11 protein-coding genes are annotated in these 11896 nt (G+C 72.3%); 4 read left to right on the top strand and 7 right to left on the bottom strand.

From position 1 onward, the window contains the following. Positions 1-280 precede the first annotated feature (280 nt). Together AB0D04_RS03935 and AB0D04_RS03930 are read right to left on the bottom strand one after the other, a co-directional pair. A complete protein-coding gene (locus tag AB0D04_RS03935) occupies positions 281-1219 on the bottom strand; it encodes an ADP-ribosylglycohydrolase family protein (protein ID WP_362699074.1) in 939 nt (312 codons plus the stop codon). Positions 1220-1277: 58 nt separating this feature from the next. Then, entirely contained in the window at positions 1278-2387 is a 1110-nt protein-coding gene (locus AB0D04_RS03930; RefSeq protein WP_362699072.1) for a ferritin-like domain-containing protein, read from the bottom strand. A gap of 269 nt (positions 2388-2656) precedes the next feature. Here AB0D04_RS03930 and AB0D04_RS03925 point away from each other — a divergent pair, with 269 nt between their 5' ends. The 4 genes from AB0D04_RS03925 (at position 2657) to AB0D04_RS03910 (ending at position 5940) form a co-directional block, all read left to right on the top strand. Further along, on the top strand, positions 2657-3604 hold the full coding sequence (locus AB0D04_RS03925) for a diiron oxygenase (protein WP_362699070.1): 948 nt from the start codon (positions 2657-2659) through the stop codon (positions 3602-3604). A 72-nt stretch (positions 3605-3676) separates the two neighbouring features. Then, complete coding sequence (locus AB0D04_RS03920; RefSeq protein ID WP_362699068.1) at positions 3677-4417, top strand: TetR/AcrR family transcriptional regulator; 741 nt, start codon at positions 3677-3679, stop codon at positions 4415-4417. Positions 4418-4453: 36 nt separating this feature from the next. Further along, entirely contained in the window at positions 4454-4732 is a 279-nt protein-coding gene (locus AB0D04_RS03915) for a hypothetical protein (RefSeq protein ID WP_362699066.1), read from the top strand. 131 nt (positions 4733-4863) lie between these two features. After that, the gene (locus AB0D04_RS03910; RefSeq protein WP_362699064.1) at positions 4864-5940 is read left to right on the top strand and encodes a hypothetical protein; all 1077 of its coding nucleotides are present in this window, start codon (positions 4864-4866) and stop codon (positions 5938-5940) included. Between the two features lie 90 nt (positions 5941-6030). Here AB0D04_RS03910 and AB0D04_RS03905 read toward each other — a convergent pair whose 3' ends face one another. From AB0D04_RS03905 to AB0D04_RS03885, 5 genes are all read right to left on the bottom strand, one after another. Continuing rightward, positions 6031-7284: a styrene monooxygenase/indole monooxygenase family protein gene (locus tag AB0D04_RS03905; protein WP_362699062.1), complete on the bottom strand. Its 1254-nt coding sequence runs from the start codon at positions 7282-7284 to the stop codon at positions 6031-6033. A gap of 62 nt (positions 7285-7346) precedes the next feature. Further along, positions 7347-7946, bottom strand: a complete 600-nt coding sequence (locus AB0D04_RS03900) for an ATP/GTP-binding protein (RefSeq protein WP_362699110.1) — start codon at positions 7944-7946, stop codon at positions 7347-7349. Positions 7947-7983: 37 nt separating this feature from the next. Further along, positions 7984-8385, bottom strand: a complete 402-nt coding sequence (locus AB0D04_RS03895; protein ID WP_362699060.1) for a DUF742 domain-containing protein — start codon at positions 8383-8385, stop codon at positions 7984-7986. Beyond that, complete coding sequence (locus AB0D04_RS03890) at positions 8378-8905, bottom strand: roadblock/LC7 domain-containing protein (protein ID WP_362699058.1); 528 nt, start codon at positions 8903-8905, stop codon at positions 8378-8380. Before AB0D04_RS03890 ends, AB0D04_RS03895 begins: the two co-directional genes overlap by 8 nt. Then, complete coding sequence (locus tag AB0D04_RS03885; RefSeq protein ID WP_362699057.1) at positions 8902-11712, bottom strand: nitrate- and nitrite sensing domain-containing protein; 2811 nt, start codon at positions 11710-11712, stop codon at positions 8902-8904. The genes AB0D04_RS03890 and AB0D04_RS03885 overlap by 4 nt, the downstream gene beginning before the upstream one ends. Positions 11713-11896: the final 184 nt, after the last annotated feature.

Genomic DNA, 11896 nt, shown 5'->3' with positions numbered 1-11896 from the left:
CCTGGACACTCGCCCCGGCCGGCGCATAACCACAAGGGGCTGCCCGGCCTACGGCCGACCAGCCCCCCAACAAGATCTTCACCGGTCTTCTAGGCCCTGTCGTCAAACTCCCGTCGTTCGCCCGGAGGGCGGGCCTCGCGGCGTCTGGTGCGTGCGATCGCAAGGCGGAGGCTCATCCCGGTACTGGGCGTACCGGGATGAGCCCGACAACGCAGCGAGCGCGCGTGCCAGGCGTCGCGAGGCAGGCGTCGCGAGGCAGGCGGGAGTTTGACGACAGGGCCTAGCCGAGGGCCCACAGGGGGAGCGCTTCCCGGCGTTGTGCCCAGGCGTCGGGCAGCGCATCCGTTCCGGTACGGGCCGCCACCACTCCGCCCGCGATGGCGCAGGTGGTGTCCACATCGCCCAGGCCGGCGGCGGTGGCCCAGAGGGCGGATTCCAGGTCGTCGGGGTGCCGGGCGGCGCACCACAGTGCGTACGGGACGGTGTCGTCGGCGCGGACGCGGCGGCCGCTGCCGAGGGTCTCCGCGGCGGCTGCGGGGTCGGTGTCCGGCGGCAGTTCGGCGGCGCGCAGCAGGCCCTGGCGTACCGCGCCGTCGGGGGTGCGGGCGGCGACCGCGGCGGGCGCCGGGGCCTCGCCGCGGGCCGAGAGGGCGGCCGCCACGGCCACCGCCACCGCGCCCGCGACGCCCTGGGGGTGGGCGTGGGTGACGGCGGCGGAGCGCGCGGCCTGTTCGGCGGCGCGGTCGAGGTCGTCGTGGAACCAGGCGCCGAGCGGCGCGACCCGCATGGCGGCGCCGTTGCCGAAGCTGCCCTCGCCGCCGAAGAGGGCGGTGGCCAGCGCCTGCCACTCGTCGGGGGCGGCGGCGACGCGGGGCAGCAGGGCGTGCATACCGGGGCCGTAGCCGCGGCCGGGGTCGGCCTGGTAGCGGGCGGCGAACTGCTCGGCGAGCGCCCGCGAGCGCACTTCGCCGTGTGCCTCCAGTACGGCGAGGAGGTCCAGCGCCATGGCGGTGTCATCCGTCCAGTGCCAGTGCGGATCCGGCGGCGCGGTGCGCTCCGCGATCAGCCGGCGGGCCTCGGCCTCGGGCCGGAACAGCGAGAAGAACCGTTCCCCGAAGGCATCGCCGAACGCCAGCCCGTCGATGGCGGCGTACGCGGCGGCCTGATGGGGGCGCCCCCTGCTCGGAGCTTGTCGACGGGCTTGGGGGAGGTCATCCATACGGGGATCCTGCCACGCCGGGGGGACCGACGGCCGGGGATTGCCGCGGCCCGCGCGCTCAGCCCTCCGCCGCCCCCTGCGCGATCGCCTCGGCCACCTCGGCCGTACGGGCCTCCTCCTCGGCGGCGAAGCGATCCGCGTCCAGCTTCTCGGCCAGTTCCTCGTCCTGGGCCATCAGCAGGTCCAGGTTGGAGTCGCCCATCTCGAAGACGCCCATGTCCACGTAGGCGCGCTGGAGGCGTTCGCCCCACAGGCCGATGTCCTTCACACACGGCACTATCCGGCTGAAGAGCAGCTTGCGGAAGAGGTGCAGGAATTCGGACTGCTCGGTGAACTCGGCGGCCTCCGCCGTGGGTATGCCGAAGTTCTCCAGCACCTCCAGGCCGCGCAGCCGGTCGCGCATCAGATAGCAGCCCTCGATGACGAAGTCCTCGCGCTCGCGCCGTTCGGCGTCGGTGAGCTGCTTGTAGTGGTCGCGCAGCGCCATCCGGCCGAAGGCGACATGGCGGGCCTCGTCCTGCATGACGTAGGCGAGGATCTGCTTGGGCAGCGGCTTGGTGGTGGTGTCGCGGATCATGCCGAAGGCGGCCAGCGCCAGGCCCTCGATCAGCACCTGCATGCCCAGGTAGGGCATGTCCCAGCGGGAGTCCCTGAGGGTGTCGCCGAGGAGCGACTGGAGGTTGTCGTTGATCGGGTAGAGCATCCCGATCTTGTCCTTGAGGAAGCGGCTGTAGATCTCCGCGTGCCGGGCCTCGTCCATGGTCTGGGTGGCGGAGTAGAACTTCGCGTCGAGGTCCGGGACGGACTCCACGATCCGGGCGGCGCACACCATCGCGCCCTGCTCGCCGTGCAGGAACTGGCTGAACTGCCAGGAGGTGTAGTGCTGACGGAGATCGCCGCGATCCTTTTCCGTCATCTTGTCCCAGTACTTGGTGCCGTAGAGGGACATCGACTCATCGGGGGTGCCGAGCGGGTCCTTGGGGTCGACCTCGAGGTCCCAGTCGATGCGCAGAGCGGCGTCCCACTGCTTGTCCTTGCCCTTCTGGTAGAGGGCGAGCAGCCGGTCGCGGCCGTCGTCGTACTCCCAGCTGAAGCGGGCCGCCCCGGCGGCGGGCACCTTCCACAGGGGGTCGCCTGGGTCCTGTACGTAAAGATCGCGGGTCGACACCGACGCCTCCTCGGTTCACGGAATTCGCTGCCTGCGCACCAAAAGCACTTACCGGAACACGCACCCGAAAAGTCACCGGAGCAGTCACCGAAGCGCTCGCCACACGCTTCTCAAACGCCCCGGGACGGGCGGTCGTTGGCAGGCTCACACGTTTCTTACCGGCGGGTCAATAAGTCGTGCACGGGGGATTGACGAGCTTGCTGACGCGCAGTCTCATAAGAGGCGATCCGATGTGACCACCGGTAACTCCGTGAGTGAGGCAGCCACCGATGACGAGCGCGCCGACCGCAATGACCGTGACGGATACCAACGTCCTGCGGGACGCCCTCGGGCTGCTCAAGGACCGCGAACAGGTCGCCGAGCGCCTGCTCGACTCCTCCGCCAAGCACTCCTTCGACCCCGACACCGAACTCGACTGGGACGCGCCCCTCGAAGAGGGCAAGTGGTTCTGGCCGCCGGAGCTGGTCTCGCTCTACGGCACCCCGCTGTGGAAGAAGATGTCGCTGGAGCAGCAGCAGGACCTCTCCCGGCACGAGGCCGCCTCGCTCGCCTCGCTGGGCATCTGGTTCGAGATCATCCTGATGCAGCTGCTCGTGAGGCACATCTACGACAAGCCGGTGACCAGCGCACATGTCCGCTATGCCCTCACCGAGATCGCCGATGAGTGCCGGCACTCCAAGATGTTCGCGCGGATGATCCAGCGGGGCGGCGCGCCCTCGTACCCGGTCTCGCGCCTCAACCACAACCTCGCCCGGATCCTCAAGACGGTCTCCACCACCCCCGGCTCCTTCGCCTGCACCCTGCTCGGCGAGGAGATCCTGGACTGGATGCAGCGGCTGACGTTCCCGGACGAGCGGGTGCAGACCATCGTGCGCGGGGTGACCCGCATCCATGTCGTCGAGGAGGCCCGGCATGTCCGGTACGCCCGCGAGGAGCTGCGCCGCCAGATGGTCACCGCGCCGCGCTGGGAGCGGGAGTTGACCCGGATCAGCTCCGGCGAGGCGGCCCGGGTCTTCTCCCTCGCCTTCGTCAACCCCGAGGTCTACACCAACGTCGGACTGGACCGGCGCGAGGCAATCGCCCAGGTCAAGGCCAGCGGCCACCGCCGCGAGGTGATGCAGTCCGGCGCCCAGCGGCTGACCGATTTCCTCGACGAGATCGGCGTACTGCGGGGCGTGGGGCGCCGGTTGTGGCGGAGCTCGGGTCTACTGGCTTGAAGCGCCCGTATGGGCCGCGCACGGCACGAGCACCTGTACGAGGCGAAATCCGGGGCGGTTACGCTGCTGCTCATGAACGGCAGCGGCACCGCCCCAGCAGTACCCCGACCCGCCTACCGCAGGCTGAGTGTCGAGCAGCGCCGCACCCAACTGCTCGCCGCCGCACTGGGCCTGTTCGCGCAGCGCGCGCCCGAGGACGTCTCGCTGGACGATGTCGCGTCCGCCGCCGAGGTCTCGCGGCCGCTCGTCTACCGCTACTTCCCGGGCGGCAAGCAGCAGTTGTACGAGGCCGCCCTGCGCAGCGCCGCCGACGTCCTGGAGCGGTGCTTCGCCGAGCCGGAGACCGGCCCGCTCACCCAGCGGCTCTCCCGCGCCCTGGACCGCTATCTCGCGTTCGTCGACGAGCACGACGCCGGGTTCAGCGCGCTGCTCCAGGGCGGCAGCGTCGTCGAGACCTCCCGTACGACCGCGATCGTGGACGAGGTGCGGCGCGCCGCGGCCGACCAGATCCTGCGGCACCTGGGCGAGCCGGAGCCGGGCCTGCGGCTGCGGATGACCGTCCGGATGTGGATCACCGCCGTCGAGGCCGCCTCGCTGATCTGGCTGGACGAGGACAAGCAGCCGGGCCTGGACGAGCTGCGTGACTGGCTGGTCGACCACTTCGTCGCGCTGCTGACCGCGACCGCGGCGCGCGACGAGCAGACCGCGCGGGTGACCCGGGCGGCGCTCGCCCTGGAGACCGCCGCGGGGCCGGTCGGCGATCTGGCCCGGCGCATACTGCCCGTCGCACATGACGCTGCACACCTTCTGTGACCTGCCGCTCTTCGTCACAGGTGTGACACTGAGGGGGTGAGAAGCGAGAACACCCCCTTCGTCGGCGGGCCACTGGACGGCCGGGTCCTGCCGGTACTGGTCGGCGCGACCGGCCAGCCGCCGAAGAGCTATGAGATCCCGGTGCCGAACGACGACGGGCGGCCGCCGACGGTGCATGTCTACCGGCGGGTCCCGGGGCGGGTGGGCCGGCTGGGGCTGCCGAGCGGCTGGAAGTACGAGTACGACCCCGAGGGGGAGGCGGGCGGCCCCCGCACGCTGCGGCGCCTGTTCCGGCGCACCGGCTCCGGCGGCTGATCGGGTGGACGGGCGGCGCCACCGACGCCCGCTCGTCCGAAATGTACGACTGTCGTGACAGCATCCGAATCGCCCGGACCATCCGGGCGCTCGGAGCTTCCGGCGGAGGTGGACCGGTGTCGTCCCGACGTGTGCCACGACGTTTTCTGCCCTGGGCCTGCACCTTGGCGGTCCTCGGCACGGTGGCCCTGACGCTGCCCTCGTCGGTCCTGGCCGATCCGGGGCCGGACCCGGCGCCCGCGGAGTCGACGCCCGGCGGGCCGGCGTCCGGGGGCCGGGGGTCCGCGGGGTGGGAGGACACCAAACCGTCGGACACCGAACCGTCGGACACCGGGCAGCCGGCGAGCGGGCCGCCGGGCGGCGGGCCCCGCGGCAGCCGGCCCCCGAACGGCAGGCCGACCCCCGAGGCCACGGACACCGGGACGTCGGACCCGGGGACCTCGGACACCTGGATCCCGGACACCGGCGAGGGCGAGCTGGGGCGGGTCACCGAGGGCCTGGACGGTGACCCCGACGGGCCGGACGGCATGCCGGACGGGACGGGCAGCACGGGCGATACCGGCGGCATGGGCGGTACGGACGGTACGGACGAGCCCTCCGACACCGGGCCCGCCGGATCCGCCGGCCCCTCCCCCGCCACCGCCGGCCACAGCCCGGCCGTCCTCCTCCAGAAGCTGCAGACCCTCCACCGGGAGTCCGCGGAGTCCACCAGGGCCTACCGTGCGACCGAGGCCGACCTCGGGGCGGCGCGGCGGGAGTACGACGGCCTCGTCTCCCAGCTGGCGCGGGCCCGTGCGCAGCTGGCCGGCGGGCGGGCCGACGCGGGGCGGCTGGCGCGGTTGCAGTACCAGATGTCGGGGTCGCCGGCCTCGTCGTATCTGCGGGTGCTGCTGGCCAAGGACCCCCAGCAGGCCATGGACACCCGGCACTTGCTCAGGGCGGCGGCGCGGGACCAGCGTGCCACGGTGGCCCGGTTCACCAGCAGCGAGAAGAAGGCCACCGCGCTGGCCCTCCGGGCCCAGGCCGCGATGGACAAACAGCAGGCGCTCACCGACCGGGCGCGCTATCAGCGCGAGACGGCGGCGGGGAAGCTCAGGGAGGTCGAGACCCTGCTGGCCGGGCTCTCCCCGGAGCAGCTCGCGGAACTGGGGCGGCTGGAGACTCAGGCGACCGACGGCGTGCGGCGAGACGTGCCGGCGGAAGCCTGAACGCAAGGAACCCGGCCGGCGGACCGTATGGAGGCGTCCGCCGGCCGGGAGAGTGGCGAACCGGTGAACCGGTTCAGCCGGTGAACCGGTTCAGCCGCTGAGCGAGGCGAGGTAGGCGTTCGCCTTGTCCGGGTCGTAGAGGAAGTTCTCGAAGTCGGACGGGTCGTCGAAGCCGTTGGCGAAGCGGTCGGCGATCGTCCGGCTCTGGCCGGCCGCGCCGATGATGTTCAGGACGTGCTCCGGCGGCGGCGCCAGCATCGCGTTGGTCCACTTGGTGACGTGCTGGGCGGTGTTCCAGTAGCGGTCGAAGGTGGCCTGCATCCAGTCCTCGTCGAACGCCTCCTCGCCGCGCTCGACGATGGAGGCGAGGTAGGAAGCGGCGCACTTGGAGGCCGAGTTGGAGCCCTGGCCGGTGATCGGGTCGTTGGCGACGACCACGTCCGCGACGCCGAGGACCCGGCCGCCGGAGGGCAGCCTGCCGATCGGGTGGCGAACGGTCGGGGCGTAGCGGCCGGCCAGCGTGCCGTTGGCGTCGGTCAGCTCCACCTTGGCGCAGCGCGCGTACTCCCAGGGCAGGAACGTCTTCATCAGGTCCAGCGTGGTGGCCAGGTGCTCGGCCGGGTCCTTGACGGACTGGAAGACGTCCAGCGGGCCGCCGGGGATGCCCTCCCAGAAGAGGATGTCGGCGCGGCCGGAGGTGGTGAGGGTGGGCATGATGAAGAGCTCGCCGACGCCGGGCACCAGGTTGCAGCGGACCGCCTCGAACTCGGGGTGCTCGGGGCGCGGGCCCATGCCCTGGACGTAGGCGACGGCCAGTGCGCGCTGCGGAGCGTCGTACGGCGAACGGGACGCGTCCCGGCCGAACATGGACACCAGCTCGCCCTTGCCGGCCGAGACCAGCGTCAGGTCGTAGCGGCTGGCGAAGAAGTCCAGGTCGGAGACGGCCGCGCCATGGATGACGAGCTGGCCGCCGCGCTGCGCGAAGGTCTCCATCCAGCCGGCCATCTTGACCCGCTGGTCCACGGACTGGGCGTGGCCGTCGAGCCTGCCGACCCAGTCGATGGCGCGCTGCGAGCCGTCGGGCCCCTCGTGGCTGCCGGGAGCGGCGACCGAGACGCCGAGGCCCTCGATGCGCGGGGCCTGGTTCTCCCAGAAGTTGATCTGGAGATCGCGCTCGTTCTGGAGGGCGGTGTCGAACATGCACTGCGTCGACATGACCCGGCCGGAGCGGATCTCGTCGGCGGTGCGGTTGGACATGAGGGTGACCTCGTAGCCCCGGGACTGGAGGCCGAGGGCCAGCTGGAGACCGGACTGGCCGGCTCCGACGATGAGTATCTTCCGCATGGCGGTGCTCTTCTCTGTTACTGCTGGGGAGTGAGATGGGTGGGCAGGCTGCTCGGCGCGGCCTATCCGGGGGCGGTCTCCAGCGCGTGGGCAACCAGCGCCAGCAGCGACTGGACCACGGTGGTCCGCTCCCGCGCGTCCATGATCACGACCGGTATGTGCTCGGGCACGGTCAGCGCCTCGCGGACGTCGTCCGCGGCGTAGGACCGGGTGCCCTCGAAGTGGTTGACGGCCACGACATACGGCAGGCCGCAGCTCTCGAAGTAGTCCAGCGCCGGGAAGGAGTCCTCCAGCCGCCGGGTGTCGGCCATCACGACCGCGCCGATCGCGCCGCGCACCAGGTCGTCCCACATGAACCAGAAGCGCTGCTGCCCGGGCGTGCCGAACAGGTAGAGCACCAGGTCCTGGTCGAGGGTGATCCGCCCGAAGTCCATCGCGACCGTGGTCGTGGTCTTCTCCGGGGTGGCGGTCAGATCGTCGGTGTCCGCGCTGGCCTGCGTCATCACCGCTTCGGTCTGGAGCGGGGTGATCTCCGAGACCGAGCCGACGAAGGTGGTCTTGCCCACGCCGAAGCCGCCCGCCACCACGATCTTGGTGGCGATCGGCGCCCGCGTACGGTCCGTCTGCCAGCTCTGCGGCCCCGCGCCGGCGGCCTCTCCCACGGAAGCGCCGGTCGTCGTCGGCCCGTCCGATATCGCGTCAGAGCCTGTGAAGTCCACCGAGCACCCTTTCGAGCAGCGCGCGGTTCGGGCGGCCGGTGCCGTGCCCGGTGCCGTAGACGCGGATCTTTCCCTGGTCGGCGAGATCGCTGAGCAGGACGCGGACCACGCCCAGCGGCATCCTGAGCAGCGCGGCGATCTCGGCGACGGACCGCATCCGGCGGCACAGCTCGACGATCGCGCGCATCTCCGGCATCACCCGGTCGCCCCAGCCACCGGAGGTCAGCTCGCGCCGCTCCTCGGGGGCCTCCAGTGCGGCCACGAACGTCTCGACGAGCAGGACATGGCCGAACCGCGTCCGGCCGCCGGTGAGCGAGTACGGTCGCACGCGCGCGGGTTTCTTGTCCCCGCCACGTATGGGGAGCTCGGGGGAATCACTCACTGGCGTTCTCCATCGACTGACGCAGTTCGGTGCGGAGTTCGGGGGTCAGGACATGGCCGGCCCGGCCGACGAAAAGCGCCATGTGGTAGGCGATGACGCTCATGTCGCAGTCGGGGGTGGCATGTACGCCGAGCAGCGAGCCGTCACTGATCGACATGACGAACAGGCTGCCCTCGTCCATCGCGACCATCGTCTGCTTGACGTCGCCGCCGTCCATCAGCTTCGCCGCACCTTTGGTGAGGCTGCCGACCCCGGAGACGATGGTGGCCAGGTCGGCGCTCGAGCCCTTGGGGCCGTTGGTGGCGTTGGTGGCGTTGTTGCCGGGGCCTGCCTCGTCTGCGAGGCCCGGGTCGGAGGCGAGCAGCAGCAGTCCGTCGGAGGAGACCACCGCGACCGAGCGGATGCCCGGCACCTCGTCGACCAGGTTTGTCAGCAGCCAGTGCAGATTTCTGGCCTGACTGCTCAGTCCGCGTCCGTAACTGGTGGACGCTTGCGTACCGGTGGGCGCTTGCGCGTTCAATCGCGTGCCTCCTCGACAAGTTGACTCTGTCCCGGGGCCCCCGCTCCGTCGGTCTCCGTCTGTGGGATGTGCTGTTCCGCTGTACGTTCCGCGATCTCGGCCTCGATCTCGCGGCGGCCGTCCTGCGCCCCCTGCTGGAACCCGCCGAGCCGGCGGCGCAGCGCCTCGGCGCCGGCCGCGTGGCTCTTGCGCGGCGCGGCGGGCGCCTGCTGCTGCGCCACGATCTTGGGGGTGCGCTTGGGGAGGCCGAGGGCGGTGCGGCGCGGTTCTTCGGCGGCCGGCTCGGTGACGTCGGGCTCGGCGGGCTTGTCGGCCTCGGCGGGCTCGGCGGTCGCGGCGGGCTCGGCGGCCTCGGAGGGGTTGTCGCCCTCGACGGGCGCTTCGGCCTCGGCGGGCTCGGCGGTCTCGGCCGGGCTCGTGTGCTCGTCCGGGCCGATGGCGTACGGGTCGTCCTCGGCGGCGGCCGGCCGGTCGGCGGGCTCCTGCGGTTCGGCCGTCGCCTCGTCCGCGGTGCCGGGTTCGGCGTCGGGTTCGGCGTCGGCCGCGTCGGCGGCCCGCTCGGCGGCGGCCACCAGCGGGTCGGCCTCGGCGTTCACCGGGCCGTCCGCCTCTTCCGCCTCCGCCGTCTCTTCCGTCGCCGCCGTCTCCGCCGCCGTCCGCGTCCGCGCCACCCGTGTCGGCAGCGCGTTGGAGTTCGCCTCGGCGACCGAGCCGGGCAGGCTCGGGGTGTGCGCCAGGTCCTGCGGCACCGTGGCCGGCGCGGCACCGGGTGGCGCCGGGCGGGTGGGCAGGATCGACTTGGGCAGGACGACGACGGCGGTGACCCCGCCCTGCTTCTGGTCGCGCAGCTGGACCCGTACGCCGTGCCGGGCGGCCAGCCGCACCACCACGTACAGCCCGAGTCCCAGCGCCTCGTCGATGGTCTCGGAGGACGAGGCCGCCTCGACGTCGGAGAGGCGCTCGTTGAGCTCCGCCATCCGGTCGGCCGTCATCCCTATGCCCTCGTCCTGGACGGAGAGCATGACCTCACCGCTCTCCAGCAGCCAGCCGGACAGCTCGACATGGGCGTCCGGCGGCGAGAACGCGGTGGCGTTCTCCAGGAGTTCGGCGACCAGGTGGCTGAGGTCGTCCGCGGCGAAGCCGGCGACCTGGGAGTGCGGCGGCAGCGACTGGATGCGCACCCGCTCGTACCGCTCGATCTCGCTGATCGCGGCGCGCAGCACATCCAGCAGCGGTACCGGGCCCGGGTGGCTGTTGCCGTGCTGTTCGGCGCCCGCCAGGACCAGGAGGTTCTCGCTGTTGCGGCGCATCCGCGCGGCGAAGTGGTCCAGCTTGAAGAGGGTCTCCAGGCGCTCCGGGTCCTGCTCGCTCTCCTCCAGCGACTCGATGACGCCGAGCTGGCGTTCTACCAGGCCCAGGGTGCGCAGCGAGAGGCTGACGAACCGTCCGTGTACGCCGGAGCGGAGCGCGGCCAGCCGCTCGTTGAGGTCGGCGATCTCCGCCTTGTGCGCCGCGGCCTGCTCCTGGAGGACCTCGCGCTCGGCGACCAGCCGCTGGCGGCCGCCGACCAGCCGCTTGCGCTCACCCGTCAGTTCCTCGTTCTTCTTCGCCAGCTCGCTGACCTGGGTGTGCAGCGCGTTGACGGACCGTACGGCGGCGGCGAATTCGTCGTCGCGGCCCTTGTAGGTGATGGGCTCTTCGTTGCCGGGGTCCTCGGCGACCCGCTTGGCGCCGAGCCGCAACGCGGCCAGCGGCTGGGTCATGGTGCGCGCGGCCCAGATGCCGGCGCCCACGGCCAGCAGCAGGCACAGCCCCTCCAGCCCGATACGGATCTCCAGGTCCGTCACATCGTCGTCGCGCAGGGTGCCGAGCCGCTCGATGTCGGCGGTGGCCATTGCGGACTCGACGCCGCGCATCAGCCCGGTCCGGGCGGTGAGCGTGGACTGCACGCGCTGACGGTTCAGCCGCAGATCGGCGGCGTCCAGGCGGGGCTGGTCGGTGAGGTGGGCCAGATAGCGCTCGGCGGTGGTGACATCGCCGCCGTTCACGGTGCGGTCGTAGTGCTCCCGGGCGCCGTTGCTCGCCAGCTGGGCGAAGTCGCCCAGGGCGCCCTGTTCGCGCTGATGCGCCACCTGGGCGGCGGCGGTCAGCCGGGGCTGCGGGCCGCCCGCGCCGAGGGCGGCGAGCAGCAGGCCGCGGGTGCCGGCGGCCTGGTCGGCGGCGCGGCCGAGTTCGGGCAGCGCGCGGGTGTCGGCGTCCGCGGAGTCCGCGCGGGCGGGCAGGCCGCGGGCGATGTCGTCGCTGATCGCGCCGAGCGCCTGGACGACCTCGGTGTACGCGGCGTACGTCTCCTCGGGCGTGCCGGGCCCGGTCAGCGCCTGGTGGCGGGTCTGCTGGAGCCCGGCCAGGAGCTTGTCGGCGGCGGCGAAGACCTTGGTGGCCCCGGAGGCGTCGTTGGCCTCCTGGCGCAACTCCCTGATCCGGCGGTCCACCCGGTCGCGCTGGGAGGCGGACTCCGGGCCGGCGGCGTTGGCACGGGGGGTGCCGGTGGTGGTGCGGGTGGCGCTGGGGGCACCGTTGGTGGTGCCGCGGTGGGTGCCCCGCCCGGCGGCCACGTACGCGGTCATCACATCGCGCTCGTCGGCGAGGGAGTGCGCGAGCGCGATGGCGCGCGCGTTCAGCTCGGCCAGGTCGACCAGCTGCTGGGAGGTCTGGGCGTTGTCGGCCGCGGTGGCGATGGCGGGGGCACCGGCCCCCAGGACGGCCGCGGCCACCACCGCGACGGCCCCGACAAGTCGGTTACGCACCCGCGCGGGACGCCGTCCCGTACGGCTCTCACCGCTGCCCGTCGTGCCCGGATCCGAGCCCGTGCCCGGTCCCGAGACCGAACCGGCCGGTGATCCCGGCTTCCCTGCGCCGCCCCGAAGCCGCTTCATCCGCACCGCTGCTCGCATTCTTGTCTCGCCTGCGCACGCCGTGTGGCGGCGCCGA

It is taken from the genome of Streptomyces sp. NPDC048483 (assembly GCF_040651455.1).
In the GTDB taxonomy this organism is placed as follows: Bacteria; Actinomycetota; Actinomycetes; order Streptomycetales; family Streptomycetaceae; genus Streptomyces.
Note: the sequence above shows the minus strand (reverse complement) of the source record. Positions and strands in the feature narration are given on the sequence as shown.